Genomic DNA, 26,399 nt, shown 5'->3' with positions numbered 1-26,399 from the left:
GTACAAACCCCAAGGAGATGTAATGGAACTAAATGGCGAGCAACTCATTGCGGCTCCAATCCCAGATGTATGGAAGGGCTTGAATGATATTGACGTCCTTGCAAAGTCCATTCCCGGCTGTGAAGAAATTAGCCGGATCTCTCCAGAGGAGATTCATGCCAAGGTGATGTTCAAGATTGGCCCCGTGAGGGCTAGATTCGCGGGAAAGCTTCTGTTGAGCGATGTTGTTCCTGATCAATCCTGTTCAATGACATTTGAGGGGTCGGGAGGCGCCGCAGGTTTTGCTAAAGGCCGCTCACGGGTTGAGTTAAAGGCTGCTGAAGGTGGTACCTTGATTACGTATACAACTGAAGCCTCCATTGGGGGGAAGTTAGGACAAATTGGCGGGCGTTTAATTAGCGCTTCTGCTAAAAAGATTGCAGATGATTTTTTTCTGCGATTTGCAACAGAATTGGGTGGTGAAGTGCTACCCCTAGAGCCGGACGCACAGGCCGAATAAGGCTTGGCAAGATAAATATAAAAGTTGTGGAGGAGACGCAATGAAAGCAGCAGCATTTGATTATGCAAAACCGAAGGTCCTCAGCGAGGCCCTAGCTTTGCTGGCTGAAGCTGGTGAGGATGCCCGTTTGATTGCTGGTGGCCAGACTCTCTTGGCTACGCTCAATCTGCGCCTCTCTGAGCCTAGCATTTTGATTGACATAACTGATCTACATGAACTTAAAGGGATTGCTGTAACTGGCGATCAATTACGTATTGGGGCCTTAGTTACTCATACTGAGATTGAAGACTCAAAATTGATTGCGCAACATGCACCATTACTAAAAGCCGCCGTTCCTCATATCGCACACAGAGCGATTCGCAATCTAGGCACCTGGGGAGGATCCTTGGCTTACGGAGATCCAGCAGCTGAATGGCCGGCCTGTAGCTTGGCACTCAATGCAACAATGTTAATTGCAGGTCCTAATGGTGAGCGTCGCGTTTCAGCGCAAGACTTTTTCATTGATCTGTACACCACCTCCTTAGAGCCTAATGAAATTCTGGTGGCAACTGAAATCCCAGTTGCAAACAGTAATCAAGTTTTTTATTTTCATGAGCTAGCACGTCGTCACGGAGACTATGCGGTTGCAGGAGCAGCCTTGGTTGCAAATAAGGCGGGAGATATTCTGAGCGATTGCGCTTTTACTTTCTTTTCTGTTGGGGCTACGCCGGTAATGGCAAAGAAGGCTCAGTCCATAGTTGACGGCAAGCCGGCGACTGATGAGTTAATTGCCAGCGCAGTTACTGCTGCAAGGGCAGAGATTGAGGCGATTGCAGACATTACTAATAGTGCAGAAACAAAACAACATTTAATTGGTGTTTTATTAGAGCGCGGCTTAAAGCATTTAATTGCTTAATAAAAAAATTTAATAAAAGATAAATCGAGTTCGGAGATTGAGATGAGCTTAAAGAAAAAAATTACGATGACCGTCAATGGTACTGAAGTCAATGCTGAGATTGAGCCGCGTCGCCATTTAGTGGATTTTTTGCGTGAAGATCTTCATTTGAAGGGCCCCCACTTGGGCTGTGAACAGGGTGCTTGCGGTGCCTGTACCGTCAAGGTGAACGGCCAAATCATCCGTGGTTGCTTGTACTTAGCTGTTCAAGCTGATGGATGTGTTGTAGAGACAATTGAAGGCTTAACGAAAAGTGGTGCCTTAGCAGACTTGCAAGAAGCCTTTATGCGACACAACGCAATGCAATGTGGATTCTGTTCTTCTGGAATGTTGCTAGCCGCAGCCGAGTTAGTTGAAAAACAACCCAAAGCCACGCGCGAAGAAGTGCGTGAATGGATCTCAGGCAATTATTGCCGTTGCACTGGTTACCATTCCATAGTGGATGCCATCATGGCCGTTCTTGAAGCTCGCGCCAAAGGTGAAAAAATTAAACCTGTTGTTGCTCTCGCTTAAGTAGACTGGGAAAACTGATTATGAATAAGCCAGCAGACCTCAAAGGATTGGTGCTTGATCCGGTAACCAATGATCAACGCTACATTGGTAATAGTGAACCTAGGCATAAGGCGCGTCGACTCATTGAGGGTCAAGGCACTTATGTGGACGATATTCAGTTGCCCAGAATGGGGCATGTGGTGTATTGGCGTTCTCCAGTAGCCCATATGAAGATTGGAAAAATTCATACTGAACAAGCAAGCAAGATGCCAGGGGTTCTAGCCATAGTTGATGGCGCCAAAATGGCAGAGCTTTGCAAGCCTTGGGTTGCTACTTTGGGCCACCTAGCTGGCATGAAGTCTGCTCCTCAATATGCATTGGCAATTGATAGGGCTTGCTGGCAAGGTGAGCCTGTAGTTGCAGTAGTTGCCGAAACACGTGCCCAGGCGGAAGATGCTTTGCAGTTAATTGAGGTTGAGTGGGAGGAGTTGCCTGCTGTCGTTTCTATGGAAACAGCTCTGGATGCGGATACGCCAGTAATTCATCCGGAGCTCGGCGATAACCTCTGTTTTACCCGCAGCTTGGATGTTGGCCAGGTTGATGAAGTATTTGCAAACGCAGATGTAGTTGCGGAAGCTACCTTTGGTTTTGGTCGTCATACCGGCGTGACTTTGGAGCCTCGCTGTCAAATTGCTGACTACAACCCAGGCGATCGTCGCTTGACGGTTTATCACTCGCAGCAAGCACCTCACATGATGCAAGATTTATATTGCCGTCAGTTTGGTTTATCTGAGTCTGATGTACATGTCATCTGCAAGGACGTTGGTGGATCTTTTGGTATCAAGGTTCATGCATATCCCGATGATTTTGCAACAGTTGGTTTGGCAATGATGTTAGAGCGCCCAGTTAAATTTGTCGCGGATCGACTCGAATCATTTACGAGTGATATTCATGCCCGTGAGCACCGCATTAAAGGGCGTATTGCAGCCAATAAAGAAGGTGACATATTGGCTTTTGAGATCGACGATCTCACTGCGATTGGTCCATATTCTATGTTCCCAAGAACGAGTGCAATTGAAGGTAACCAAGTGGTGAACTTGGTTGGAGGCCCGTATAAGCATCAAAATTACAGAGCCAAGCTGAATGTGGTGTTTCAGAATAAAACGCCTACATGCCAATATCGCGGAGTGGGGCATCCAATTGCCTGTGCTGTGACTGAAGGTTTAGTAGATTTGGCAGCGCAAAAGTTAAAGATGGATCCATTGGAGTTTCGTAAACGCAATGTGATTCCTGATGATGCTTATCCATGCTCTGGGATTTCAGGGATTAAATTGGAAGTCTTATCGCATGAGCAATGCTTGCGCACGATTGAAAAAATGATGGACTATTCTGCTTTGCGCAAGGAGCAGGCTGAGTTGCGCAAAAAGGGTATCTATCGCGGAATTGGTTTTGCGACATTAATTGAGTTAACTAATCCAAGTCCAGCCTTCTATGGTGTGGGTGGTGCTCGTATTGCCTCTCAGGATGGAGCTTCTGCGCGACTTGATCCTAGTGGAGTTGTTTCTATATTGATTGGCGTTGGTGAGCAGGGTCAGGGCACTGAAGGTATCTATGCACAAATTGCTGCTGATGCTGTTGGACTTTCTATTAAAGATGTTCGCATCATTACTGGCGATACTGATGTCACACCTTATGGTGGTGGTACTTGGGCTTCTCGTGGCGCCGGTGTGGGTGGTGAGGCAGTGTTGTTAGCATGTCAGGCGCTCCAAGAAAATATCTTGAAGCTTGCTGGCGCCATCTTGAATAGATCGCCTGAAGAGTTGTCAGTTCGACGTGGCCATGTTTTAGATAAAGCCACTGGTGAGCAATTGCTGCCATTTAGCGAGATTGGTCGTATTGGTTATTTCCGTACGGATACCTTGCCTGTGGGCTTCTCTGCTGATTTGATGGTTACACGTCATTACACCCAAAAAGAATATCCATTCATCTTTACTAATGGCGTTCAGGCTTCTTATGTTGAAGTGGATCCTGATACCGGATTTGTAAAGCTCTTGAAACATTGGGCAGTTGAGGACTGTGGTCGCGTATTAAATCCTATGCTGGTGGATGAGCAGGTACGTGGAGCTATTGTTCAGGGAATTGGGGGCGTTCTTTTTGAGGAGTGTCTCTATGACGATAGTGGGTTGCTACGCAATGGCAGTATGGCTGATTATTTGGTGCCGATGGCCAATGAAATGCCAGATATTGAAGTAGCCCACGTGGAGACGCCAACTCAGTCATCTAAGTTGGGGGCAAAAGGTGCAGGTGAAGCTGGTACTGCTGGAGCCCCTGGAGCCGTTCAGAATGCGATTAATGATGCTTTGGCGCCGTTTAATACTGCGGTGTTTGATCAGCCTATCACTTGTGAAAAGATTCTGAAGGCTCTTGGCAAGGTCTAATCAGGAGCTCTCCTGACTTAGTGCATTCCCGATATCGACCGGGTTGTCGCTTCCTGTAACATCAAGTTTTGATCATCCGCAAATCCCCTCTGAGGGGGTTTGCGATTAACTTGATATAGCGAATAAGAACATGTCTCATTTAAAAGGTAAAACAGCTCTGGTCACTGGCTCTACAAGTGGCATTGGTTTGGCAATGGCTATTGGATTGGCAAAGCAGGGCGCCAATATCATGGTCAACGGTTTTGGAGAAAAAGATGCCGCTATCGCTGCGATCAAAGCATGCGGAGTAGAGGTGGATTATCACGGTGCTGACATGAGTAAGCCTGCCGAGATTGAAGATCTGATCAAACAAACTGAAACACGTTTTGGATCACTTGATATCTTAGTGAACAATGCAGGTATTCAATACACAGCTAATGTGGAAGATTTTCCGGCAGATAAATGGGAATCCATTATTGCCATTAATCTCAGTTCAGCTTTCTATACCTCTCATCACGCCTTGCCTGGAATGAAGAAGCGTAACTGGGGTCGCATTATCAATATTGCCTCTGTGCATGGTTTGGTGGGTTCAGTACAAAAGTCTGCTTACGTAGCTGCAAAGCATGGCATTGTCGGCTTAACTAAAGTCACTGCTTTAGAGAATGCTAAAACTGGAATTACCTGCAATGCGATTTGCCCAGGCTGGGTTCTTACCCCTTTGGTTCAAAAACAAGTGGATGCCCGTGCAGAGCGTGATGGGGTCTCAAATGAAGAGGCTAAAAAAGCTTTGGTTTCAGAGAAGCAGCCCTCCGGCGAATTCGTGGCTCCCGAGCAATTGGCTGCATTAGCAATCTTCCTTTGCGGTCCCGATGCCTCCGAGGTGCGTGGAGTGGCTTGGAATATGGATGGTGGCTGGACAGCCCAGTAATCCATGGGTGGGGTTGATACAGTCAGCCCCATTTTTTCACGCTCAAACAAAATCGCCAGAATCGACTATAGTTAGGTCGAATATGGCCCTATAGCTATTTATTAACACGTCTTTAAAGGAAAAAATGATGGAACACACATTACCTCAGTTACCTTACGCATTGGATGCGCTTTCCCCATTCATTTCTAAAGAAACGCTAGAGTTTCACTACGGGAAGCATCACCAAACTTATGTCACCAATCTCAATAACTTAATTAAAGGGACTGAGTTTGAAAATGCATCTTTAGAAGATATTGTTAAAAAATCTGCTGGCGGTGTTTTTAATAATGCAGCTCAAGTATGGAACCACACCTTTTACTGGAACAGCATGAAGCCAAATGGTGGCGGTGCTCCAACGGGTGCTTTGGCCGATGCCATCAATGCTAAGTGGGGCTCATTTGATAAATTCAAAGAAGAGTTTGCAAAATGCGCAATAGGCACTTTTGGATCTGGTTGGGCTTGGTTGGTGAAGAAGGCTGACGGTTCACTGGATTTAGCCTCAACCAGCAATGCTGCTACACCGCTGACTACTGATGCAAAGCCGCTCATGACTTGCGATGTATGGGAGCATGCTTATTACATTGATACACGCAATGCGCGTCCTAAGTATTTGGAAAACTTCTGGAATGTAGTGAACTGGGATTTTGCTAGCAAGAATTTTGCTTAATCTCGCTTAACTATTTTTATTGAGAAGGTTTCTATGGCATCTATCTTTACCTCATTAGGCCGCACAGTTTTAGCTGGGTTTGTTCTCCTTGCTTTAATTGTTTTGGGCTTAGGTGCCAATCTAAGCTCTATTGAGTTGCCATTTTTATTCCGCTGGATTCACGTGATGGTTGGCGTGATGTGGGTTGGTTTGCTTTGGTACTTCAATTTTGTGCAGATTCCTTCGATGCCTAAAATTCCGGATGAGCAAAAGCCAGCCATTGGTAAAGTCATCGCCCCAACAGCTTTGTTTTGGTTTCGTTGGGCAGCTTTATTTACCGTTATTAGTGGCATGATTTTGGCCGTTTTGAATGGCTATGCGCATCAAGCATTTACTTTGCAAGCGCCATTTCGTGCAATTGGTTTAGGTATGTGGATCGCTTTGGTAATGGCGTTTAATGTTTGGTTCATTATTTGGCCACTTCAGAAACGAGCCCTGGGTATTGTGGCGGTTGAGTCTGATGTCAAGGCCAAGTCTGCGCGTGTTGCGATGTTGGTCTCACGCTTTAATACGATGCTTTCTATTCCTATGTTGTTTTTGATGGTTGCTCAATCACACAATGCAACTTGGTTTGTTGCGCTTGCTTAAGTAAGCTGAATTAGTTCATTAAAAAGGCCCGCAATTGCGGGCCTTTTACTTATTCCATGAAGCTATTTCAAAAAACAATTTGAATGGGTGATATAAATCTACCGCTTATTGCAATATTGGCGGCAACTCTTTTGTCAGAGCACCGCGTTGTGCTGTTGCTGTTCCCAAGAGAGCAAAGCCTAGGAGCTTGCCATCACTCGACTCAAAACGTGCCTCAAGGCCGCCATCCACGGTATTGATTCTCCAATCGCCAACCGCACCTTTTGCTGGTGGAGAAACAACTGTTGGAAGGGCGGGCGTCTTTACCATCACCGGCATAGCAGGATAGGTGAGGGTGGCCGGCTGTCCGATGAGGTTTGGCGCTAAAGCACGTGCTGCCTGCATGATTGGCATGACATAGGGTAGAACTAGGCCATCTACTTCAGCGCAGTCACCGATGGCAAAGACATTCTTTGCGCTAGTCTCCAACTGGCGATTCACTGTAATTCCTGTGCCTGTTGCAATGCCGCTCGCTTTAGCCAAATCTAGTCGAGGCTTCAATCCTACTGCTGATAGAAATACATCACTGGTGATTACCGTTCCATTAGCCAGGGTCACTGTGAGGGATTCACCATTGCGATCAACTGATTGCACGGTAGTTCCAAAGTGCCAACGAACACCCGCCTCGCTTAACTTCGCTTGGAGTGCTTGAGCAGCTGCTTCAGGAAGGAGTCGACCTAAGGCTTGGGGCGCTAGATCTATCACATCCACTTCATAAGACCCCAAAACTAAATCGTTTGCAAATTCACACCCAATCAGTCCAGCACCTAAAATCACAATGCGTTTTTTGCCTGCGATTGCCTTGCGAAATTGGGCATACTCTTCCAGATCATTTACTGTAATCACTTCCTTAGCAGCGTTACCTTGCAAAGGCAGGCGTATTTGATCTGCGCCCAAGCCTAGCACCAGCTTTCCATATGGAATCGATCCTTTAGAGGTTTCAATTGTCTGTGAAGCTGTGTTGATTTCAGTGACATCAAGGTCATCCAAAATCGTAATCTCCAATTGAGTTGCCATACCTTCTGCATTGCTTGAAACCAATTGCTCTGCAGATTTATTACTCGCTAGTGCGGTAGAGAGCATCGGCTTTGAGTAAAAGTAGCCCGGCTCGCGAGTCACCAGAGTGATCGGTACTGCTTTATCGAGCTTGCGCAATTCGCGAATAACTGTAAATCCAGCTAAGCCGCTACCGATGATGACAATTCCTGATGGAGATGATTGATTCTGATGATCCAAAGCTGGACTCCCTAGTAATACAGTTAAATGAGTGATGTAAGGCTTGAATTAAGAAACTTGCACCATTTCAAAATCCGATTTTGCTACACCGCAGTCTGGGCATTCCCAATCTTCTGGGATGTCAGCCCAAGCCGTGCCCGCAGGAATACCGTCATCCGGTAAGCCTTTTGCTTCGTCATAGATGAAGCCACATACGATACATTGCCAAGATTTCATGATATTTCCTTTAAGATAATTTGATCAGTTTAAATTTAATTCTGTTTTATTTCTAAAGCCGTTCAGACTGCAGCAAATTCTTTTGCTTTTTCTAAGGCCTTTTTGTAGTGGTTAGCATGGCGTTCCTCTACATTAGCCAAGGCTGCAAAGCGTTTTGCTGCTTTTGCCAACATGGCTTGAAACTGCTCTGCATGCTCTTTTGATTCGGCAATTTGCTCATCAATCTCCACTACCGCTGCTGTATTACCTTCATCTACCGCTGTTTTTCGGAAAGTTGGGTACATTTCGGTGTATTCATATGTCTCACCCTCGATTGCGATCTCTAAGGCACGAGTTGGGGTAATCGTATTCGCGGGGTAGAGCAAATCGAGGTGACCAAAGGCATGCATGACTTCTTGGTCTGCAGTTGCCTCAAAGATTTCAGCAGTTTCAATATCGCCAGCAGCGCGTGCTAATTTTGCAAAATAGCGATACTTGATATGCGCCATGGATTCACCTGCAAAAGCAGACTCTAAGTTTTGGATGGTTTTAATTTCTGGACGTGCCATTTTTCATTCCTTTTCATATTGATTTGTAAACGGTGCTTAAACACCATGGAATGAATTCTGAACCTCAAAAGATAATCAGTCCAATAAATAATAATGATATTATTTATCTAATAAATCGATTATAGGGAGTTTTGCAACATATGACTGCTTTACCTTCATTACGTCAGTTGCGCTATTTTGTAGCCATTGCTCAAGAGCTGAACTTTACTAGGGCTGCAGAGGCCTGTTTCGTTGGTCAGTCGACCTTAAGTGCAGGCTTAAAGGAGCTTGAGGATGGTCTAGGCGTGCGCTTGGTAGAGCGAGATCGCCAAAACGTGGCCATTACTCCAATTGGTATGGAGATTCTGGAGAGAGCTAAGGCAATCTTGGCCTCATCTCAGGATTTGGTGGAATATGCGGATGCAGCTGGCAAGCCGATGTCTGGAACCATTCGGCTTGGCGTGATTCCGACTATCGCACCATTCCTATTGCCAAATGTATTGCCAGATATTCGGGAGTATTACCCCAATCTAAAAGTTGCCTTGCGTGAAGACTTAACTGCTAATTTATTGTCGCGCTTAGTTGATCATCAGCTGGACTTTGCATTAATTGCTTTGCCATATGACACGGCCGGCTTGTTGGTAAAAGAACTCTTTATCGATGAATTTTGGGTGGTAGCCAGAGCAGACGATCCAGCTCTTAAAGGCAAGGACATTCACCTACCCGCAAAAATGGCTGAACGCTTATTGCTGCTGGAGGAGGGGCACTGTCTTCGCGATCACACTATGCAAGCCTGTAAGCGCTCTGATATTCGGAATGCAGATGGTGTGGAGGCAACGAGTCTGCTCACTTTGTTGCAAATGGTGGAGTCTGGCATGGGCATTGCACTGCTGCCTGAGATGGCGGTCAAGGGAGGGCTCTTAAATGGCACGACATTGCTTGCTCGGCCATTAGCTCCACCCGCTCCTAAGAGGGTGATCGCGCTTGTGGCTCGCGCTTCTACTGCACATCTTGAAGAGTTCCAGGCGCTCGCCGAAAGTATTGAAGCTAGATTTAAATCTAGCCCAAGAATTAGTCGTGGAAGTCGCAAGAGTTTTCAAAGAGTCTAGCGGGGTGTCTGCAGGACTATGCTATCCCTGCTAAAGTTGCCCCATTAATAAATGTATCTAATTTAAAAGAAAGTAGTTCATGTCTGGAAAAGAAATGATGTTTACCCCCGTCAAACTTGGCGCCATTGAATTAAAAAATCGCTTGGTGATGGCTCCACTTACCAGAATGCGCGCTATTGAAGGCGATGTGCCTAACCCTTTGGCAAAAACATACTATGCACAAAGGGCAAGTGCTGGTCTCATCATCAGCGAAGCAACACAAATTTCGTCAATCGGAAAAGGCTATCCAGCAACCCCTGGAATTTATTCTGCCGATCAAACAGCTGCTTGGAAAGAGATTGTGAATGCAGTGCATGCCAAGGGTGGCAAGATGGTTGCCCAACTTTGGCATGTAGGTCGCATCTCTCATTCTTCCTTACATCCTGAGCAGGGCGCTCCCGAAGCGCCTTCTGCCATTGCACCTGCAGGTCAAACTTATGGCGCTGACTGTAAGTTGCACGATTATGAAACTCCTAAGGCAATGACGACTGAAGATATTGCTTGCCTATTAAAAGATTTTGAATTGGCTGCAGCCAATGCCAAAGCGGCAGGTTTTGATGGTGTGGAAATTCATTCTGCTAATGGTTATTTATTGGATCAGTTTTTACAAGATAAAACCAATCAACGTACTGACGAGTATGGTGGCTCAATTGAAAATCGTATTCGTCTACTAGGCGAAGTGATTGAATCGGTTGCCAAGGTCTTTTCAAATGATTGTATTGGCGTGCGTTTATCACCTTACGGCAGCTTTAATGACATTGCTGATAGCGATCCGATTGCCTTATTCAACGCAGTGATTCAAAAGCTCAATGGCTATCACTTGTCCTATGTTCATATGATTGAACCTCGATCTACTACTGCTGGCGGTAATGATCAAGTGAACTCTGAGGCACCAATTACTTCAGAGATATTCCGAGCTGCATATCAGGGTCAATTCATTAGTGCTGGTGGATATGATCAAGCTATGGGTGAGGCCGTTTTAGAGGCTGGCTTGGCAGACGCTGTAGCTTATGGTCGTTTGTATATTGCTAATCCGGACTTAGCAGAGCGTTTCCAGCAGGGTGCTGCCCTGAATCCCTATAACCGTGCAACGTTTTATGGCGGGGCAGAAGCGGGATATACGGACTACCCAACGCTATAAAACTAAAAAGATTGATACAGGCCTCTATCGAAAGATGGGGGCCTTATTTTTTGTCCTCAGGATCTTTCAATAGATCGTAGTGGTTTGCAAGGAGTAGTAGTGCAATGGAAGCGCAACCCATGGCAAAGAATTCCCATTGATGCAGCATGGCAGTGCCGATAACAGTCATCAAAATCGTCCATCCAACTGCCATCTTGGCTTTTTTACTTAAGGGTTTCATATATCAGAGTCAGTGTGAAATTTATCGAACGGAAAGTCTCGCTTTGGCGCTGAGTTCGTTCAGAGTTCCGCGCTTATCAAGCTGAGAAAGTCTCAGAGCCTCTTGTTCAAAGTCAATTTGGGCTGGATGAAAATCAACATTGCCAAGGTGAATGACATAAGTCCAAACCAGTTCACGACCTCGATCTTTATATACGTCTACAACACGTTTCATTTTTTACCACCTATAGAGAGTGCGGAGTTATGCACTGCATTCAGATTACGTTTCAAATCAATTAAATTTCGGGGTAATTGGCGAGGTGTGGAATATTAAAAAGTTCCTGGATACAAAATATCTTTAGTCACATTTTGAATGTCGCGATGCCCAGTGAAGGCCATTGTGATATCCAGTTCCTTATGAATGATCTCAAGACACTTGGTTACACCAGCCTCACCCATGGCACCCAAGCCATAGAGGAAGGGGCGACCGATCATGGTGCCACGTGCACCGAGTGCCCAAGCCTTCAACACATCTTGACCTGATCGAATACCACCATCCATCCAAACCTCGATGTCATTGCCAACTGCATTGACGATCCCTGGTAAAGCTTTAATGCTGGAGATAGCGCCGTCTAACTGACGTCCACCATGATTGGAGACAATCAAGGCATCTGCGCCGGAGTTAACCGCTAAGCGGGCATCTTCTTCGTCCAAAATCCCTTTAATAATGAGCTTGCCACCCCAGAGTTTTTTAATCCATTCCACATCATCCCAGCTAAGGCCTGGGTCAAACTGCTCAGCGGTCCATGAGGAGAGGGAGGACATATTGCCAACACCGGTGGCATGACCAACAATATTGCGAAAGGTTCTGCGAGGAGTCATTGCCATGCCCATACACCAGCGGGGCTTGGTCATCATGTTCATGATGTTTTTGAGCGTCAGCTTTGGAGGTGCGGACAAACCATTTTTTAAATCTTTGTGACGTTGTCCTAGAATTTGTAAATCTAAAGTGAGCACGAGAGCAGAGCATTTTGCTGCTTTGGCACGTTCAATTAGACGCTCAATAAAACCGCGGTCTTTCATGACATAAAGCTGGAACCAAAAAGGTTTAGTGGTTCGTTCTGCAACATCTTCAATAGAGCAAATGCTCATAGTGGATAAGCAGAAGGGAACACCAAATTTTTCTGCGGCACGCGCAGCCAGAATTTCACCATCGGCATATTGCATGCCAGTTAAGCCAGTTGGAGCCAGCGCAACTGGCATTGCCACCTCTTGACCCACCATCGTGGTTTTGGTGGTGCGGTTAGTCATATTCACTGCAACACGTTGACGCAGTTTGATTTTCTGAAAATCGGATTCGTTAGATCGGTAGGTAGATTCAGTCCATGAACCAGAATCTGCGTAGTCATAGAACATCTTGGGGGTGCGCTTTTGATGTAAAACCCGCAAATCTTCAATATTGGTGATGATTTCCACTAAAACCCCTTTGTATGTTGCTGATGCCAGATGGCCGATGCTAATCTAAGCTCTATCTTAGCAATACCGGACATTTGTTTCTACAATGCTTTGTTAAAGTCCCTCTTAGGGCTCAATAAGCCCCACTTACCTAGTCAAATCCTTCTGAATGCCTCAATTAAGCCTGTCGACCGTCTTTTATTTAACGCTTGCCACCATTTTTTGGGCGGGTAATGCAATAGCTGGGCGGGCGTTGGTAGGGAGCATTTCCCCAATTGCTTTAAGTACGGTTCGTTGGGGTTTGGCAGCTTTGATCTTGTTACCCTTTGGCTGGAAAGTTTTTAAGCCAAGCAGCGCGCTTTGGCAAAACAAAAGCCGTTTCCTAGTCTTGGGTTTATTGGGGGTCGGTAGCTATAACGTGCTCCTGTACCTTGCCCTGCAGACCTCGACGGCTATTAATGTCACCCTGATTGGGGCCAGCATGCCCATCTGGATGCTTTTGATTGGCGCTGTCTTATATCAAGTGAAACCAACGCTATTACAAATGCTAGGGGCGCTTGTTTCTTTAGTGGGCGTCACTGTGGTGTTAACCCGTGGTGAGCCTGCTAGCCTGTTAAGTGTGGAAGTGGTGATGGGTGATTTGTTCATCATGTTGGCAACGATTCTTTGGGCGTTTTATAGCTGGATGATTAGCCGTCCAGGAGAGAGTACTGAGCGTCAGTGGCCGTGGGCTGAGTTTTTAATGGCCCAGGTTTTCATTGGATTTATGTGGACGATGTTATTTGAGGGGGTCGAGATTGCCACGGGTCATGCCTTTATTGATCTCAACTACTGGACTGGGGCATTAATCGTTTTTGTGGCAATCGGCCCATCATTAATTGCCTATCGCTGCTGGGGTTTGGGGGTCAATGGTGCCGGACCCACGGTGGCAGCTTTCTTTGCCAACCTGATCCCCTTATTCACAGCACTGCTCTCGGCTGCAATTTTGGGGGATCCGCCTCAGTTGTTCCATGGCCTAGCTTTTGTCCTGATTGTGGTCGGAATATTGGTTTCCTCCACGGCACGGAAAAGTGCATAACCCCCTTTATTTGCCGAAAAAGCTGATTTTCAAAGCTTCGCCACCTAAAGAGTGCTAAATCAGTATCATTTAGTCCTAATCATACGATTTACTAGGAAATTACTATGCCAGGCTTACTCCCGAATGTTGATCCAGACGGACTATTAGAGTTTTCGGTTGTTTATACCGATCGTTCGCTAAACCACATGTCTGAAGAGTTCAAAAAAGTCATGGTGGATATCTCTAGTGTTTTGAAAGATGCTTACAACGCTAGCTCTGCAGTGATTGTTCCGGGTAGCGGTACCTTTGGTATGGAAGCAGTTGCCCGCCAATTTGCCAATAATCAAAAGTGCCTTGTATTGCGCAATGGTTGGTTTAGCTATCGTTGGACGCAGATTTTTGATCTCGCCAACATTACCCAAGACATTACCGTTATCAAAGGTAAGCAATTAGAAGATACCGCTCAGGGTGTGTTTGCTCCAGCGCCTATTGAAGAGGTGGTTGCTTTCATTAAGAAAGAAAAGCCAGCAGTGGTTTTCGCTCCCCATGTAGAAACATCTGCCGGAATTATTTTGCCGGATGACTATCTCAAGGCTGTCGGTGAAGCAGTTCGTTCAGTGAATGGTTTGTTTGTGCTCGATTGCATCGCCTCTGGTGCAATGTGGGTAGATATGAAGGCTTGTAATGTTGACGTAGTCATTACGGCGCCACAAAAAGGCTGGAGTAGCTCGCCTTGCTGTGCATTGATTGCTATGGGCGACAGGGCGCGCGAGCGTATTGACGCTACACAAAGTAGCAGCTTCTCAATGGACTTGAAGAAGTGGCTCCAAATTATGGAAGCCTACGAAAAGGGTGGTCACGTGTATCACACCACCATGCCAACTGATGCGCTCAAAATTTTGCGTAATGTGATGAAAGAAACCCAGTCTCTAGGTTTCGCAGCACTCAAAGCCAAGCAGCAAGAGTTGGGTGAGAAGGTGCGTGCCTTATTGGTATCAAACGGCTACCACTCAGTTTCAGCAAAAGGCTTTCAGTCTCCTGGCGTAGTAGTGAGCTATACCAAGGACCCTGATATTCAGTCTGGTAAGAAGTTTATTGCTCTGGGTTTACAAACTGCTGCTGGCGTGCCACTGCAGTGTGATGAGCGTCCAGACTTCCGCACTTTCCGAATTGGTTTATTTGGCCTAGAAAAATTGGCACATATTGATCGCACAGTTGGTCATCTTGCTGCTGCTCTAGAAAAAATTACTGAGACTGAAGCACAGCCAGCTTAAGTAATAAAGATTCAACCCGAAAGGCCGTCTTAGGACGGCTTTTTCATTGCGTCTAAAGCTAGAGGGTTGGGTGTCGCTTCGCCTACCTTTGTCAGTACATTGGTGTCTAGATGATGAAAGGCTTCGGTTTGGCCTTTGATCATTATCACTGTGTCTTGCTCATAAGACCAAGTGCCATCTTCCAAGATGGTCACCATGATGCGGTACTCAATTGTTTTGAAGGCATAGTCTAGAAAAGGACTTGATGAGATACCAGCAGTTGGATCATCAATTTTGGCTACACACTCAAACTGAGTTGCATTGGCGGAAGCTTTTCCTGTTGCCATAGTGACCATGCCTCGTGGGATGGTAAGGGTGTGAACGATCAGCCCGGTTGCGGGCTCCCAAAGCCAATACCCAACTTGATCATGATAAGTTTTTACTTGGTCTGGTTTGGTAATGTGAAGGTGATAGCGCAATCCATAAAACAGCTGCGGCCCATTGGTTTGCGGATCAATTGGCTGCATCTCAATACGTTCGGTATAGACCTGCTTCTTTGGTCCCTCAGCTTTTGGTTTGATATCCAATCCTCGTTGGCCTTCCCAGATGCCAGCAAGGCGGGTGAGGGGGCCTAAGTTTTCCAGGGTATTGACTGAGTATCCCTGCGGTTCTGTATAAATATCAGATGGAAAAGAGTTCATGGGCAGGTCCTGGGTAAATGAGGAATGAATGGTAAATAATTGAGTATTATCAAATTATCCACAAACATTTTGGAGTTTTAATGCCTGCCCGCTTTGTAAAACTGTTTTTTGCTACCCTCATTTCTGCCTCAATTGGTTTATCACCTCTGAGCGTAATGGCGGCAGACCCAGTAACAGCCCCAGCGCCACTAGCTGCTCCTGCTGCAGCACCTGCTGCTCAAGCAGAGAAAGCTAGCAAGAAGGGTGCTAAGAAGTCCCTGAAAGATAAGAAAGCAGAGAAGAAGTCTAAGAAAAAATCGAAGAAAAAAGCAAAAGCAGTTCAACAACCAGCAACTCCTCAGCCTACTGCTCCTCAACAATAAATTCTCGGTTTTAACTCAGGGACTAATTGAGGGGGTCAGATCCCTCAAGGTCCAAAGGCTTTGTTGAGCTCGACTCTTTTTGCTTGCTAGTGCCATCGTTACGTACTAGCAACCACATTGCCCCCATCACCAAGCTCATCCCAATAATCTGAATCCAGGTAATCGGCTCGGAGAGTACAAGCCATCCCATAAAGAGTGTTGAGACAGGGCCGAGTATTCCGGCTTGAGCAACTAAGGGTGAGCCAATACGGTTGATTGCAATCATGATCAAGAGCATTGGAATGACTGTGCAAAGGCTTGCATTGAGAAGGCTGAGCCAATAGATCTGCTGCACTTGCGTAAATACAGCCGAAGGTTCGTAAATCAGAATCTGAATCACACTGAGAAGTGCAGAGGCAGAGCTGGCATAGACCACTAAGCGTACGCTACCCACACGCTTCACCATTTCTCCAGAGCCAATCATGTAGATCGCATAGGAGCATGCACTTGCAAAGACCAGTAACATGCCGAGCACTGCCAAGGTGCCAGTCGAACTGGCATCCTGGATAAATACCGCAATGACACCAAGATATCCAACAGCAAGCGCGTACCACTGCAAACGACTAATGGATTTATTGAGAACAAAATAAGAAATCAAGAGCACGATGGTTGGCGTGAGATACAGAACAATGCGTTCCAAGCCAACAGAGATGTATTGAAGACCCAGAAAATCGAGATAGCTAGATAGAAAGTAACCCATGAATCCCAGAACAAATATCTTCACTTGATCTCGCCAAGTGAGGGGGCTCATGAACTGTTTACGTGAGTGCCACCAAAAAATCCCCCAGAAGAGAGGGAGAGCCATCAACATGCGTAAAGCAATCAAAGTTTCTGCATTTGCACCGTAGCTAAAGGCGAGCTTAATGAGAATCGCTTTTCCGGAAAAAAGCACAGAACCTAAGCCGGCCATTAAGAGGCCGTAAATGTAACGACGGTGTTGAAGAGTTTCGCTAGCGGATTGCATGCAGTTTTATAACAGTTTATTGAGCAAGCTCCGCATCTCCAAAATAACCTCTGTTGGAGTAAGTCCAATAGGACCAATTTCCTTGGCCACCAAGCTATCTGCTGCAGAGGCATGAAGCTGAACCCCAATACAGCTCGCTTCCCATAAATTGAGATCATGGCGAAGGCCTTGAGCGGCAATAGCAGCAATGCTACCCGTTAATACATCCCCCATGCCACCGACAGCCATACCAGGATTGCCTTGTTGGCACTGCATGGCTGCATTAAGGGGTGAGCCTATCAGTGTATGTTGACCCTTGAGTGCAACAATGGAGTTGGTGAGTGTGATGAGATCTGATAATGCGGCCAAACGATTTGCTTGCACGACATCGCTTGTCGTATTGAGCAGGTGTGCAGCCTCTCCTGGGTGCGGGGTGAGAACACTCATGCCTGGGTAGGCTTGATTACGCTGCTTGAGAAGATCTAAGTACTCAGGGGTATCGGCAATTAAATTGAGTGCATCGGCATCAATCACCACAGGCGCATTTGGGTAGTGCAGTGTGGCAACTAACCAATCTCTTGCCAGCGCTGAAAAACCAAGGCCTGGGCCAATCGCAATGACATCGGGAGCAGTAGCTTCGAGTTGTTCTTGGGCATTAAAGCTCGCTAAGCGCACCATTAACTCAGCCTGCTCTGGCATTGCATGAGCAGCCGTTGGATCTAGCATCTCCAATATCGTCCAGCCAGCCCCTAAGTGAAGCGCTGCGCTACCGGAGAGCAACAGTGCGCCAGCCATGCCGGGTGCACCACCAACCAGCAGGACTTTGCCAGCATTCCCTTTATGTTCTGAGGGTGCTCGCTTGAGTCGAGTAACAAGCTCGAGAGATCTCAGTTCGGAAGGAATGCTCATTTAAATAGTATCGCTCTTAAAGGTGGCTTAACAATCGATTTTATCGAGAGTATGCTTAAGTAATGAAAATACAATTTCTCGGTGCAGCTGGTGAGGTTACAGGCTCAAGACATTCTGTAGAGGCTACTGTTGGTGGACGTGAAGTCCGGTTCATTGTGGACTTTGGTATGTTCCAGGGTGGGCGCGAGGCCAGCTTTAAGAATCTGGAGCCTTTGCCATTTTCTCCCAAAGAAATCGATTTTGTAGTGCTGACTCATGCGCATATTGACCATAGCGGCCTATTGCCAAGACTGTGTGCCCAAGGATTTACTGGCCCCATTTACTGTACGGATGCCACCTATGAGTTACTCAAGATTTTGTTGCCAGATAGTGCTCACCTTCAGCGCTCTGATGTCGAGCGGGCAGAGCGTAGGAAAAAAGCGGGTAAGTGGCGTGGGGACTTACCGGTAGCGCTGTACTCAATGGAAGAGGCTGAGCTTGCGCTCGGGCAATGTGAAGTGTTGTCTTACGGAGAACATGTCGAGCTTTGCAAGGGAATTCATTTAGAGTTTCTAAATGCGGGACATATTCTGGGATCGGCGATTGCTGTAATCGACATTACCGAGGATCATGCCCAGAAAAAGCGCTGTGTGTTTTCTGGGGATATTGGGATGAAGGGTAAGTTATTGATGCCCGATCCTGCCAGAATTGCTCAAGCCGATGTAGTAGTGGTGGAGTCAACTTATGGCGACCGCTTGCATAAAACTTTAGCTGATACAGAGTCTGAATTAATTGAAGTGGTCACCAGCACTCTGAGTGCCCATGGAAATATTATTATTCCTGCCTTTGCAGTAGGTCGTACACAGGAGATGCTGTTTCTATTGATTGATCTAGTCAGGCGCAATTTATTGCCCCATCTCAGTATTTGGGTGGACTCACCGATGGCAACTGCGGCCACTCATTTGACCCAACGCTTTTTTGCGCAATTAGATAAAGAGTCTCAATCTACCTTTGAATGGTTTAAGAAAAATCCTGGTGCGGTTGATCTGAGATTCATTGCGGATGTAGAGGAATCGAAAGCCCTCAATAAGATTAAGGGTGGGGCGATCATTATTTCAGCAAGCGGCATGTGTGATGCAGGTCGTATTGTTCATCATCTGCAGAATAATTTGCCACGGGCACAAAATGCGATCGTGATCACCGGCTTTCAGGCGTATGGTAGCTTAGGTCGTCGCTTGGTAGATAAGGCAGCTAAAGTGCGACTCTTTGGCGAAGAGGTTCAAGTTCGTGCATCTGTTCATACGATTGGCGGTTTATCCGCTCATGCTGATCAGGCTGGCTTATTGGATTGGCTGCGTGGCTTTGAGTCGGTACCCAAATCCGTATTTGTTGTGCACGGTGAACCGGAGGCGTCGGCCGTCTTGGCTCAGACCATTCGTGACGAACTGGAGTGGAGAAACGTGATTATTCCGGAGCGTCTACATACCTATTCTTGTTGAGGCTTATTCGGCTACCTTAGCGCCCTGTACTTGGTGACGTAACATGGCCTCTGCGATAAATCCTGAGGCCTTGAGTTCTTGAATCTCGCTACTAAGGTAGGCATTGGTTTTTTCAAAATCAACACGTGCCTTAGGAATGCCAATGGCTTGATTGATCACCATAAATCGTCCGGGTAGCATGCGTAAACTATCGTAGCGCAGGGCATCACTTTCTAATTGTTGTTTAACTCCAGCGGCAAGGTTTCCAATGCCCTTCATAAAGTCGTCCACCACAGCTTGAGAATTAGCAGAACGTAGCAGACTAGCGTGTTTGATTTCTCGAGTAAGGTGGAGATCATATGCGCTACCTTTACCAACAACAATTTCATTACCTACTGCATCTACATCTTCATTTTTAGTGAGTGGTGAAGTGTCTTTCACCATATAGGCGCCTTCAATCTGAATATAGGCAGGGGTGTAGCTGATATCGGCCCCACGAACCGGGTCGATTGCTACAAATACCAAGTCCACCTCATTTGATTTAACTGCCTCAACAGTAGCTCCTGCCATTGGATAGCAGGTAAACGTAATAGGTAGTTGTAGCTTGGTAGCAATGTAATTTGCTATATCCACAGTAATCCCTTTGGGATCCCCTGAGTTGCCATCCAAGCTAGCCAAAAGAGGGTTGCCTAAATTAATACCGACTCGCAAGGTGCCGGTTGGAACAAAAGAGCTCAGTAGGGAAGGGTTGAGTGTATTCATATGCAAAGTGGATAAAAAGAAAACAAAAAGCTGTGGCAAACCAAGCTCAATTTCCTCTCATATTAAGGTTTCTAGGGCTGCTAGTAAATTGGAATAAGCCCCATCAGTGAATGAATGCAATATTCTAGGTACTATTACCCTTTCTGTTGCTGTATCTAGAGGTCCAAATATGAGTCCAAGTCTCCCGATCAATAATTCTCAAACTATCACTGATTTTCTGAATCTTCAGAAAAGCCAGTTGGAGGAAAAGAGTTCTGAAGACTCCTATCGATTTGCTTTTGATGACCAAGCCTTTTTAGCTCGTCGAGAAACTTTAGGCTTGCGCTTTCAGTTGGAGTTGTTAAAGCCGGAGATCTTATTGCATGAGCGAGGTATTGAGCACACGATTACTGTATTTGGTTCCACTCGTTTTATTAGCTGTGAAGCGGCACGAGAGCTAGAGAAGAATGCCAAAACTCCAGAGGCTGTAGCAGAAGCTAAAAGAGCATTACTGCATTGCAAATACTACGATTCGGCAAGGGAGTTTGGGGCAATTGTTGCTGGCTATAACGCTACGCAATCTGAGAATCGAAATAAGCTACACATCGCTACTGGTGGTGGGCCTGGAATTATGGAGGCTGCTAATCGTGGTGCTTTTGAGGCGGGGGATGAGACGATTGGTTTTAACATCAGCCTACCGCGAGAGCAGTACCCCAATCCCTATCTCACACCTGGTTTAAGTTTCCGCTTTCATTATTTTGCTATTCGTAAGATGCACTTCATGCTCAGGGCGAGGGCGATTGTGGCTTATCCAGGGGGTTTTGGTTCTTTTGACGAACTCTTTGAGGTGCTCACCTTAATGCAGACGAAGAAGGTGGATCGATTTCCGATCATCTTAGTGGGTAAGACATTCTGGCAGGAGGTGATTAACTTCCACCAGATGCTTGAGCATGGAGTTATTGAGCAGGCAGATGTGGATTTAATCCATTTTGTTGAAACCGCTCAAGAAGCTTGGGACGTCATTCGTAACTGGTATCAGTTGGCCTAGTAGGTTCATGAGAACGGTAAAATAGGCGTACAGACACCATGACTATTTCCAACACCATATCCCTTAGCTCCGAACTAGACCTACCGGCCTATTTGTTTGGCATTGCCATGCTTTTAGTGGTGATGTTGGTACACGGTCTTGCTTTACTTCAAATTGCGAAACGCTATGAGGTGAAATCATTCTTATATCTTTCGGAGCATAAGTACTCTTCAGTAGCTATCGTGTTTTATATCAGCGTGCTCTGTTTATTTCTCACGCACATCTTTGAAATCATTCTCTGGGGGATTGCCCTCAAAGCTTTTAATCTCTTGCCAAATTTGGGTGAGAGTATTTTATTTAGTGGTAGCACCTATACCGCAATGGGTTTTATGGATGACCTCCTGCCAAAAGGTTGGAAGATGCTAGCGATCATCATTGCGTTCTCTGGGATGTTTGCTTTTGCCTGGACTGCTTCCGTCATGATCTCGATGACCAAGAACTTCCGCCAAGCCTATACCCGTTTGCATATGCAAAAACTAAACTTGCCAGCCGATGTTATTGAGCGCTTTAAGTAAGTCATGAGTAAATCTTGGGATGCCATCATCATCGGTGGTGGTGCAGCCGGACTATTCTGCGCGGGAGTTGCTGGCCAGTTAGGCAAAAAAGTCTTAGTACTAGACCATGCAGATGTCTTATGTGAAAAAATTCGTATCAGCGGCGGAGGGCGATGCAACTTTACCAATCTCCACAGCAGTCCAGCTAATTTTCTCTCCTTAAATCCGCACTTTGTAAAAAGTGCTTTATCTCGCTATCCCGCAAAAGAATTTATTCAGCTCGTACAGTCATACCGAATTGCTTATCACGAGAAACATCAGGGGCAATTATTTTGCGATGACTCCGCTAAGCAGATTATTGAGATGCTATTGAGTGAATGCGCCAAGGGATATGTTGATATTCGTCATCCAGTTACAGTGCAGTCCATTTCTCATGAGGCAGGGATATGGAGTGTTACAACCAATGCTGGCACTGAGCGCGCGCGTTCTGTGGTCATGGCAACAGGGGGCCTAGCAGTCCCTGCTATTGGGGCCACGGCATACTCTTTAGATATCGCCAAGCAGTTTGGATTGAATGTAGTCCATCCACGCCCCGCATTAGTGCCACTCTCCTTTACCTCTGGAGAATTTGATCATCTAACGGCCTTATCTGGTCTTAGCTTGCCGGTTCGAATTGCCGCAGGATCAAAAGGCAATCGTTATGGTGCTTGCCGCTTCAACGAAGATTTACTCTTGACTCACAAAGGCCTCTCAGGCCCAGCAGTCCTGCAAGCTAGCAGTTACTGGACTGAGGGTGAGGTGATTCATATTGATTGGTTGGGTGCAGTCGAGGTCGATGGGAGCTTCAGTTGCGATAAATTATTTAATGACGAAGACAATCGACTGAAGTTGACTGAAAATATCTTAGCCTCCGTCATGCCACTACGTTTAGCAAAGGCATTTTCAGAACAAAAAAATCTCCTGGGTAAAAAATGGGCTGAGGTCTCTAAAAAGGATAGGCAAGCTCTCAAAGAATTGATTACCAATTGGTCGGTAAAGCCAGCTGGAACCCTGGGCTGGAAAAAAGCAGAAGTGATGTTGGGTGGTGTAGACACTAAAGAGTTAGATGGCCAGACTCTAATGGCTCGTAAGCACCCAGGCTTGTATTTCATAGGGGAGTGCGTTGATGTGACTGGACATCTTGGCGGCCATAACTTTCAATGGGCTTGGGCTAGTGGTTTTGCCTGCGCACATTCCATCTAGATCAAGCTACCAAGCAGTGCATTAGTTTGCTTGGTTTCTCATCCAGTCAGCGGTATTGAAAAAAGATTCCTCAAGCTGGGCACCAATCTGACCATCAATACCGCAGTCTTCCATGGCTCGATACATGCAGGCAAGCCATTGATTACGCTCTTTTAGGCCAATCTTGAAGGGTAGGTGTCTGGCACGTAGCATGGGGTGACCATACTTCGGCGAGTAAACATCTGGACCACCTAGCCAGCCCGATAAAAATAGTTTGAGCTTATCTCTAGAGCTCGACAGGTCCTCCGAGTGCATAGCCCGCAACTCGGCGAAAGGTTCCTCTAGCGCCATCAAATCATAGAAACGGTCAACTAGCTCCTCAACCTTTGCCGCACCACCAATAATCTCGTAAGGGTTTTTTCTTTCGCTCATACCTTAATTTTAATGTCAATTTAATGTCAATAAAGGGGGAGAATTGGCAAGTTCTTATTTTGGGTATAGAGTGGAAGTATGGGTTTTTGATAGCTCACTGCTCTAATTTAACTAAAGGAGAAATGTAATGGACAAGAAAGACATTCAAGCATGGCAACAAGAGAAGGCAAAGGAGTTATTTGATTACTCCCATAAATTATTGGATGCCGCAAAGGACCTCAGTGCGCACCATCTCGAGGAAATTCAGTGGGGCATGAAAAATGCAATGGAGAGTGCCAAGTCAGCTGCTAAGAACGATCTTGTTAAGCTCAAAGAGCTCCAGGAATCTGCCGCAAAAGAAGCTGCTAAGCGTGCAACTGTTTATCAGAAGAAAGTGAAATCAGTTCTGAAAGAGATTGGCGATGATGCAGCTGATGGAACTGAGAAACATCTTGAAAAAGTTCGCAGTTCTTTAGTCAGTTGGCTTGAAGATGTTGAAGATAAGATTCCAGGTCACGCTGATAAGTTATCTAAGGTAGTTCATGACATGTCGACCGCAGGCCAAAAGATGTTTAAAGAAGGTCGAAAAATTGTGAACCAAGTCGCTGATGCTGCTGAGAAAAACATTGAGGATCTCAGAACTTCATCTCCTAGCAAGAAGAAAACGAAGTAAGTATTTTTAAGTCTGTTGCCAATAAAAAAGCCGTCAATCAGTGACGGCTTTTTTACACCCAGCCCTGAAGCCAGACCCCTGTTACTTTTAGGTCTCGCCAAGGAATGATTTGCACACTCTTGTCAAAGACGGCTTCTAGCTCAATGAACTCAATAGGCATTTCAGGTGGCTCCGGAATAATGACCTTGCTAACGAGAAAGTGTTTGCGTTTATTAATAGGTTTAACTGCCGTCCACTTAGTCAGAAGTAGCTTCTTTGGATTGAGTGAGTTTTGATTCTTAGAGGGCATTGCACTGAAATTCATTGGCATTGCTAATTAATTGACCAGAGCTGGGTATGAAGCTTTTACTAGAGCTTTGGATTTGAGCTGGGCACTTGACATCAAAATAGCTCACAGGCCCCAAGCTGCCGCAGTAATCAAACTGACGATCCTGAAACTGCATCTGAGCTTTTTTGAGAACCATCGGATACTTGATTCCAGCGCTATCGATGCATGACCAGGTAGTATAGGTTTCCCTCTCGCAGGCTAAAAGACCTAAAGATAAGATGACCATTGCAGTTGTTTTATACATAAGGCATTCTAAGTTGCTAACGCCAAAACTGCGCTACCAATATCAACTACAAAACCCAGAAGTGATGAGTGCCATCCTTGCCTAGCTGTTCAACCAAGCCATACTCCCAATCTAGGTAGGCCTGCATTGCTGCTGGATCGACGCTAGTGCCTTCATACGGTCGTTTGTAACGGTCCAGCGGAGGGGACGCTAGGTGTGTGGCACCTTTTTCAAGAGTTAAGCCTGCATCAATCCAGGCTTTATTACCACCATCAAGAACATAAACCGCTGATCCTGTTAGCGCCTGTATTTCATTTGCAGCAAAGATGGCAAGTTCACCGGTTGTGCTCGTGAGGACGAGGCGATTTGAGGTTGGTAGATTTTTCATCGCGTTTGAAAACTGTGATCGCAGTGCAAACCAACTTCCAGGAATATGGCCCTTCACATAATTTGCATGAGTGCTCAGATCTATACAGATGGTTGTGCTATCACTCTCTAGCCATGAGGAAGCTGTCTTGACATCTACTGTTTGAATCTGAGGCGTGCTTGGTAGGGCGGGAGTCCATGCCCCTTTCTCAGTAAGGTCGGCAGCTTTGATGTCATCAATCACGTAGACGTCCCAAGCCATTTGGGCAAGCCACGAGGCAGGCATATTGGCTCGAACACCACCTGGGTCCGATAGTACGATTCGTGCGCCACGAACCGGCGCTACCATTTCTGTTTCTTGTACTAATTGCCCGCCTGGTGTGGAGCGGAATCCTGGAAGATGGCCTGCTTCATATTCTTCAGGGGTTCTTGGATCAAAGAAATAGGTGGTGCGTTCTGCTTGAGATTTCCATTGCGCAATATCTGCAAGCTTTACTCGCTTTACCCCAGCCTGATCCGCAACGCTACGTGCACGTTTCGCGGCTTCACTCGCAGTGCTTTCGCTAACCTCTTTGAATTTACGACTTTGCCCCTTATCTAATTCTTGCCCAGCTAAGGTCCAGCCAATCGTGCCATTGCGCAAAGCATTCACCTCATTGGGAATGCCTGCATTAATCAGAGATTGAGTGCCGATGATGCTGCGTGTTCTTCCGGCGCAGTTCACGATGATCTTGGTCTTTGGATTAGGGGCAATTTCAGGAACGCGCAATACCAATTCAGCGCCCGGTACGCTAATACCCGTTGGGATGCTCATGGTGTTGTATTCATCAAAGCGACGTACGTCTACCACCACTACATCTTCTTGATCATCAATTAACTTCTTTACTTCTTGGGCGGACAAAGAGGGAGTATGTCTTTTGGATTCCACGAATTCACCAAAAGATTTGCTGGGTACATTGACGTCCTTAAATACTTCACCGCCAGCTGCTTTCCAAGCAGGAATGCCACCTTTAAAAACAGAAACATCCAAGTAGCCTAGCTCTAAGAGTCTTTGTGCTGCCAACTCTGCAGCACCCTCGCCATCATCGAGTGTGACGATGGGGACATCTTTTCTGGGGAGCTTACTAAACGCATCAACTTCAAGACGTGACAGCGGAAAGTTAGCCGCAAACAAAGGATGCTCTTGAGCATGGGGATCTTCTTCACGAATATCTAGCAGTGCAACTTCTTCTTTTTTAAGGAGCTTATTTCGAACAAATGCGTAGTCTTGATATTTGATGGACATGGGTTTCTCTCTTGATTTTTGTTGATGCCGGCTGATACTGGATGCGGGGAGTAGGAGGTCATATTGCTACCTCACTCCAGCGCTCTATTTTTAGATCTTGAAGCCACCCCTGAGGGAGGGTGCCGAAAGCACGATTTTGAGCCTGAAAAACGACTTATTGATGATTTTCACGTGTGTCTCCGTTAGTTTTTTATTGTTTTTTGTATTTTGTAGGATTTATAGCATCTAAGAGTTATCCCTGATATCGCCGATCAAATCCTGTGGTTTTTATAGGGATATACTAATT

31 protein-coding genes are annotated in these 26,399 nt (G+C 46.1%); 17 read left to right on the top strand and 14 right to left on the bottom strand.

The window, feature by feature from the left end; genetic code table 11:
• The first annotated feature begins 22 nt into the window (after positions 1-22).
• From FD975_RS06310 to FD975_RS06280, 7 genes are all read left to right on the top strand, one after another.
• Positions 23-499, top strand: a complete 477-nt coding sequence (locus FD975_RS06310; RefSeq protein ID WP_215301136.1) for a CoxG family protein — start codon at positions 23-25, stop codon at positions 497-499.
• 40 nt (positions 500-539) lie between these two features.
• Positions 540-1,394 (top strand): xanthine dehydrogenase family protein subunit M, encoded by an 855-nt coding sequence (locus FD975_RS06305; RefSeq protein WP_215301135.1) that lies wholly within the window; start codon positions 540-542, stop codon positions 1,392-1,394.
• 42 nt (positions 1,395-1,436) lie between these two features.
• Positions 1,437-1,946, top strand: coding sequence for a (2Fe-2S)-binding protein (locus tag FD975_RS06300; RefSeq protein WP_215301133.1), 510 nt, complete (start codon positions 1,437-1,439; stop codon positions 1,944-1,946).
• A 20-nt stretch (positions 1,947-1,966) separates the two neighbouring features.
• Positions 1,967-4,363 carry a xanthine dehydrogenase family protein molybdopterin-binding subunit gene (locus FD975_RS06295; RefSeq protein WP_215301131.1) on the top strand — a complete coding sequence of 799 codons (2,397 nt, stop codon included), beginning with the start codon at positions 1,967-1,969 and terminating at the stop codon, positions 4,361-4,363.
• Between the two features lie 130 nt (positions 4,364-4,493).
• A complete protein-coding gene (locus FD975_RS06290) occupies positions 4,494-5,270 on the top strand; it encodes a 3-hydroxybutyrate dehydrogenase (RefSeq protein ID WP_215301129.1) in 777 nt (258 codons plus the stop codon).
• A gap of 127 nt (positions 5,271-5,397) precedes the next feature.
• A complete protein-coding gene (sodB, locus tag FD975_RS06285) occupies positions 5,398-5,976 on the top strand; it encodes a superoxide dismutase (RefSeq protein WP_215303899.1) in 579 nt (192 codons plus the stop codon).
• 33 nt (positions 5,977-6,009) lie between these two features.
• Positions 6,010-6,603, top strand: coding sequence for a urate hydroxylase PuuD (locus FD975_RS06280; protein ID WP_215301127.1), 594 nt, complete (start codon positions 6,010-6,012; stop codon positions 6,601-6,603).
• Positions 6,604-6,708: 105 nt separating this feature from the next.
• On the opposite strand, the gene FD975_RS06275 is transcribed toward FD975_RS06280, so the two are convergent.
• The 3 genes from FD975_RS06275 to FD975_RS06265 all read right to left on the bottom strand — a co-directional run bounded on the left by FD975_RS06275 (position 6,709) and on the right by FD975_RS06265 (position 8,642).
• Positions 6,709-7,878, bottom strand: coding sequence for an NAD(P)/FAD-dependent oxidoreductase (locus tag FD975_RS06275; protein WP_215301125.1), 1,170 nt, complete (start codon positions 7,876-7,878; stop codon positions 6,709-6,711).
• Positions 7,879-7,926: 48 nt separating this feature from the next.
• A complete protein-coding gene (locus tag FD975_RS06270) occupies positions 7,927-8,094 on the bottom strand; it encodes a rubredoxin (RefSeq protein ID WP_215301123.1) in 168 nt (55 codons plus the stop codon).
• Positions 8,095-8,156: 62 nt separating this feature from the next.
• Positions 8,157-8,642 carry a rubrerythrin family protein gene (locus FD975_RS06265; protein WP_215301121.1) on the bottom strand — a complete coding sequence of 162 codons (486 nt, stop codon included), beginning with the start codon at positions 8,640-8,642 and terminating at the stop codon, positions 8,157-8,159.
• 140 nt (positions 8,643-8,782) lie between these two features.
• Here FD975_RS06265 and FD975_RS06260 point away from each other — a divergent pair, with 140 nt between their 5' ends.
• Together FD975_RS06260 and FD975_RS06255 are read left to right on the top strand one after the other, a co-directional pair.
• Entirely contained in the window at positions 8,783-9,730 is a 948-nt protein-coding gene (locus tag FD975_RS06260; protein ID WP_215301120.1) for a hydrogen peroxide-inducible genes activator, read from the top strand.
• A 79-nt stretch (positions 9,731-9,809) separates the two neighbouring features.
• Positions 9,810-10,910, top strand: a complete 1,101-nt coding sequence (locus tag FD975_RS06255) for an alkene reductase (protein WP_215301118.1) — start codon at positions 9,810-9,812, stop codon at positions 10,908-10,910.
• 43 nt (positions 10,911-10,953) lie between these two features.
• Here FD975_RS06255 and FD975_RS06250 read toward each other — a convergent pair whose 3' ends face one another.
• From FD975_RS06250 to FD975_RS06240, 3 genes are all read right to left on the bottom strand, one after another.
• The gene (locus FD975_RS06250; RefSeq protein ID WP_215301116.1) at positions 10,954-11,130 is read right to left on the bottom strand and encodes a hypothetical protein; all 177 of its coding nucleotides are present in this window, start codon (positions 11,128-11,130) and stop codon (positions 10,954-10,956) included.
• Positions 11,131-11,151: 21 nt separating this feature from the next.
• Positions 11,152-11,343, bottom strand: a complete 192-nt coding sequence (locus tag FD975_RS06245; RefSeq protein WP_215301115.1) for a hypothetical protein — start codon at positions 11,341-11,343, stop codon at positions 11,152-11,154.
• Between the two features lie 95 nt (positions 11,344-11,438).
• Entirely contained in the window at positions 11,439-12,584 is a 1,146-nt protein-coding gene (locus FD975_RS06240) for an alpha-hydroxy acid oxidase (RefSeq protein WP_215301113.1), read from the bottom strand.
• A gap of 148 nt (positions 12,585-12,732) precedes the next feature.
• Here FD975_RS06240 and FD975_RS06235 point away from each other — a divergent pair, with 148 nt between their 5' ends.
• Together FD975_RS06235 and FD975_RS06230 are read left to right on the top strand one after the other, a co-directional pair.
• Complete coding sequence (locus FD975_RS06235; RefSeq protein ID WP_215301111.1) at positions 12,733-13,641, top strand: DMT family transporter; 909 nt, start codon at positions 12,733-12,735, stop codon at positions 13,639-13,641.
• A gap of 104 nt (positions 13,642-13,745) precedes the next feature.
• The gene (locus FD975_RS06230) at positions 13,746-14,894 is read left to right on the top strand and encodes an aminotransferase class V-fold PLP-dependent enzyme (protein WP_215301109.1); all 1,149 of its coding nucleotides are present in this window, start codon (positions 13,746-13,748) and stop codon (positions 14,892-14,894) included.
• 29 nt (positions 14,895-14,923) lie between these two features.
• Here the strand turns inward: FD975_RS06230 and FD975_RS06225 are convergent, their stop codons facing one another.
• Positions 14,924-15,574, bottom strand: a complete 651-nt coding sequence (locus FD975_RS06225; RefSeq protein ID WP_215301107.1) for an FABP family protein — start codon at positions 15,572-15,574, stop codon at positions 14,924-14,926.
• Between the two features lie 80 nt (positions 15,575-15,654).
• Here FD975_RS06225 and FD975_RS06220 point away from each other — a divergent pair, with 80 nt between their 5' ends.
• Positions 15,655-15,936, top strand: coding sequence for a protein tyrosine phosphatase (locus FD975_RS06220; protein ID WP_215301105.1), 282 nt, complete (start codon positions 15,655-15,657; stop codon positions 15,934-15,936).
• Positions 15,937-15,958: 22 nt separating this feature from the next.
• Here FD975_RS06220 and FD975_RS06215 read toward each other — a convergent pair whose 3' ends face one another.
• Both FD975_RS06215 and FD975_RS06210 read right to left on the bottom strand, forming a co-directional pair.
• Entirely contained in the window at positions 15,959-16,939 is a 981-nt protein-coding gene (locus FD975_RS06215) for a DMT family transporter (protein ID WP_215301103.1), read from the bottom strand.
• A gap of 6 nt (positions 16,940-16,945) precedes the next feature.
• Positions 16,946-17,827: an NAD(P)H-hydrate dehydratase gene (locus FD975_RS06210; protein ID WP_215301101.1), complete on the bottom strand. Its 882-nt coding sequence runs from the start codon at positions 17,825-17,827 to the stop codon at positions 16,946-16,948.
• A gap of 62 nt (positions 17,828-17,889) precedes the next feature.
• On the opposite strand from FD975_RS06210, the gene FD975_RS06205 reads away from it, so the two are divergent.
• Positions 17,890-19,305 carry an MBL fold metallo-hydrolase RNA specificity domain-containing protein gene (locus FD975_RS06205; protein WP_215301100.1) on the top strand — a complete coding sequence of 472 codons (1,416 nt, stop codon included), beginning with the start codon at positions 17,890-17,892 and terminating at the stop codon, positions 19,303-19,305.
• Positions 19,306-19,308: 3 nt separating this feature from the next.
• Here FD975_RS06205 and FD975_RS06200 read toward each other — a convergent pair whose 3' ends face one another.
• Positions 19,309-20,046 (bottom strand): ABC transporter substrate-binding protein, encoded by a 738-nt coding sequence (locus FD975_RS06200; protein ID WP_215301098.1) that lies wholly within the window; start codon positions 20,044-20,046, stop codon positions 19,309-19,311.
• 169 nt (positions 20,047-20,215) lie between these two features.
• On the opposite strand from FD975_RS06200, the gene FD975_RS06195 reads away from it, so the two are divergent.
• From FD975_RS06195 to FD975_RS06185, 3 genes are read left to right on the top strand one after another with little or no spacing between them, the layout of a single operon-like run.
• Entirely contained in the window at positions 20,216-21,073 is an 858-nt protein-coding gene (locus tag FD975_RS06195; protein WP_215301096.1) for an LOG family protein, read from the top strand.
• A gap of 38 nt (positions 21,074-21,111) precedes the next feature.
• Entirely contained in the window at positions 21,112-21,627 is a 516-nt protein-coding gene (locus FD975_RS06190) for a hypothetical protein (protein WP_215301094.1), read from the top strand.
• A 3-nt stretch (positions 21,628-21,630) separates the two neighbouring features.
• Positions 21,631-22,848, top strand: coding sequence for an aminoacetone oxidase family FAD-binding enzyme (locus FD975_RS06185; RefSeq protein ID WP_215301092.1), 1,218 nt, complete (start codon positions 21,631-21,633; stop codon positions 22,846-22,848).
• 21 nt (positions 22,849-22,869) lie between these two features.
• Here the strand turns inward: FD975_RS06185 and FD975_RS06180 are convergent, their stop codons facing one another.
• Positions 22,870-23,259 carry a group II truncated hemoglobin gene (locus tag FD975_RS06180; protein WP_215301089.1) on the bottom strand — a complete coding sequence of 130 codons (390 nt, stop codon included), beginning with the start codon at positions 23,257-23,259 and terminating at the stop codon, positions 22,870-22,872.
• A gap of 127 nt (positions 23,260-23,386) precedes the next feature.
• Here FD975_RS06180 and FD975_RS06175 point away from each other — a divergent pair, with 127 nt between their 5' ends.
• Positions 23,387-23,911, top strand: coding sequence for a phasin family protein (locus tag FD975_RS06175; RefSeq protein ID WP_215301086.1), 525 nt, complete (start codon positions 23,387-23,389; stop codon positions 23,909-23,911).
• A 52-nt stretch (positions 23,912-23,963) separates the two neighbouring features.
• Here FD975_RS06175 and FD975_RS06170 read toward each other — a convergent pair whose 3' ends face one another.
• Genes FD975_RS06170 through FD975_RS06160 form a run of 3 tightly spaced genes read right to left on the bottom strand, consistent with a single transcriptional unit; the run spans position 23,964 to position 26,113 of the window.
• Positions 23,964-24,200, bottom strand: a complete 237-nt coding sequence (locus FD975_RS06170; RefSeq protein ID WP_215301084.1) for a TIGR02450 family Trp-rich protein — start codon at positions 24,198-24,200, stop codon at positions 23,964-23,966.
• Complete coding sequence (locus FD975_RS06165; protein WP_215301082.1) at positions 24,190-24,483, bottom strand: hypothetical protein; 294 nt, start codon at positions 24,481-24,483, stop codon at positions 24,190-24,192. The genes FD975_RS06170 and FD975_RS06165 overlap by 11 nt, the downstream gene beginning before the upstream one ends.
• A gap of 46 nt (positions 24,484-24,529) precedes the next feature.
• A complete protein-coding gene (locus tag FD975_RS06160; RefSeq protein ID WP_215301080.1) occupies positions 24,530-26,113 on the bottom strand; it encodes a rhodanese homology domain-containing protein in 1,584 nt (527 codons plus the stop codon).
• Positions 26,114-26,399: the final 286 nt, after the last annotated feature.

The organism is Polynucleobacter sp. AP-Jannik-300A-C4, from assembly GCF_018688335.1.
GTDB lineage: Bacteria > Pseudomonadota > Gammaproteobacteria > Burkholderiales > Burkholderiaceae > Polynucleobacter.
This window is presented reverse-complemented; position numbering and strand designations above follow the sequence as displayed.

Excerpts from the sequence above, each read along its gene's own strand:
- FD975_RS06230 (WP_215301109.1), top strand. The coding sequence starts at position 13,746 with ATGCCAGGCTTACTCCCGAATGTTGATCCAGACGGACTATTAGAGTTT.
- FD975_RS06205 (WP_215301100.1), top strand. The coding sequence starts at position 17,890 with ATGAAAATACAATTTCTCGGTGCAGCTGGTGAGGTTACAGGCTCAAGA.
- FD975_RS06260 (WP_215301120.1), top strand. The coding sequence starts at position 8,783 with ATGACTGCTTTACCTTCATTACGTCAGTTGCGCTATTTTGTAGCCATT.
- FD975_RS06200 (WP_215301098.1), bottom strand. The coding sequence starts at position 20,046 with ATGAATACACTCAACCCTTCCCTACTGAGCTCTTTTGTTCCAACCGGC.
- FD975_RS06245 (WP_215301115.1), bottom strand. The coding sequence starts at position 11,343 with ATGAAACGTGTTGTAGACGTATATAAAGATCGAGGTCGTGAACTGGTT.
- FD975_RS06250 (WP_215301116.1), bottom strand. The coding sequence starts at position 11,130 with ATGAAACCCTTAAGTAAAAAAGCCAAGATGGCAGTTGGATGGACGATT.
- FD975_RS06195 (WP_215301096.1), top strand. The coding sequence starts at position 20,216 with ATGAGTCCAAGTCTCCCGATCAATAATTCTCAAACTATCACTGATTTT.
- FD975_RS06295 (WP_215301131.1), top strand. The coding sequence starts at position 1,967 with ATGAATAAGCCAGCAGACCTCAAAGGATTGGTGCTTGATCCGGTAACC.
- FD975_RS06310 (WP_215301136.1), top strand. The coding sequence starts at position 23 with ATGGAACTAAATGGCGAGCAACTCATTGCGGCTCCAATCCCAGATGTA.
- FD975_RS06270 (WP_215301123.1), bottom strand. The coding sequence starts at position 8,094 with ATGAAATCTTGGCAATGTATCGTATGTGGCTTCATCTATGACGAAGCA.
- FD975_RS06165 (WP_215301082.1), bottom strand. The coding sequence starts at position 24,483 with ATGTATAAAACAACTGCAATGGTCATCTTATCTTTAGGTCTTTTAGCC.
- FD975_RS06185 (WP_215301092.1), top strand. The coding sequence starts at position 21,631 with ATGAGTAAATCTTGGGATGCCATCATCATCGGTGGTGGTGCAGCCGGA.
- FD975_RS06225 (WP_215301107.1), bottom strand. The coding sequence starts at position 15,574 with ATGAACTCTTTTCCATCTGATATTTATACAGAACCGCAGGGATACTCA.
- FD975_RS06160 (WP_215301080.1), bottom strand. The coding sequence starts at position 26,113 with ATGTCCATCAAATATCAAGACTACGCATTTGTTCGAAATAAGCTCCTT.
- FD975_RS06215 (WP_215301103.1), bottom strand. The coding sequence starts at position 16,939 with ATGCAATCCGCTAGCGAAACTCTTCAACACCGTCGTTACATTTACGGC.
- FD975_RS06300 (WP_215301133.1), top strand. The coding sequence starts at position 1,437 with ATGAGCTTAAAGAAAAAAATTACGATGACCGTCAATGGTACTGAAGTC.
- FD975_RS06235 (WP_215301111.1), top strand. The coding sequence starts at position 12,733 with ATGCCTCAATTAAGCCTGTCGACCGTCTTTTATTTAACGCTTGCCACC.
- FD975_RS06175 (WP_215301086.1), top strand. The coding sequence starts at position 23,387 with ATGGACAAGAAAGACATTCAAGCATGGCAACAAGAGAAGGCAAAGGAG.
- FD975_RS06280 (WP_215301127.1), top strand. The coding sequence starts at position 6,010 with ATGGCATCTATCTTTACCTCATTAGGCCGCACAGTTTTAGCTGGGTTT.
- FD975_RS06210 (WP_215301101.1), bottom strand. The coding sequence starts at position 17,827 with ATGAGCATTCCTTCCGAACTGAGATCTCTCGAGCTTGTTACTCGACTC.
- FD975_RS06305 (WP_215301135.1), top strand. The coding sequence starts at position 540 with ATGAAAGCAGCAGCATTTGATTATGCAAAACCGAAGGTCCTCAGCGAG.
- FD975_RS06220 (WP_215301105.1), top strand. The coding sequence starts at position 15,655 with ATGCCTGCCCGCTTTGTAAAACTGTTTTTTGCTACCCTCATTTCTGCC.
- FD975_RS06290 (WP_215301129.1), top strand. The coding sequence starts at position 4,494 with ATGTCTCATTTAAAAGGTAAAACAGCTCTGGTCACTGGCTCTACAAGT.
- FD975_RS06265 (WP_215301121.1), bottom strand. The coding sequence starts at position 8,642 with ATGGCACGTCCAGAAATTAAAACCATCCAAAACTTAGAGTCTGCTTTT.
- FD975_RS06180 (WP_215301089.1), bottom strand. The coding sequence starts at position 23,259 with ATGAGCGAAAGAAAAAACCCTTACGAGATTATTGGTGGTGCGGCAAAG.
- FD975_RS06255 (WP_215301118.1), top strand. The coding sequence starts at position 9,810 with ATGTCTGGAAAAGAAATGATGTTTACCCCCGTCAAACTTGGCGCCATT.
- sodB (WP_215303899.1), top strand. The coding sequence starts at position 5,398 with ATGGAACACACATTACCTCAGTTACCTTACGCATTGGATGCGCTTTCC.
- FD975_RS06190 (WP_215301094.1), top strand. The coding sequence starts at position 21,112 with ATGACTATTTCCAACACCATATCCCTTAGCTCCGAACTAGACCTACCG.
- FD975_RS06170 (WP_215301084.1), bottom strand. The coding sequence starts at position 24,200 with ATGCCCTCTAAGAATCAAAACTCACTCAATCCAAAGAAGCTACTTCTG.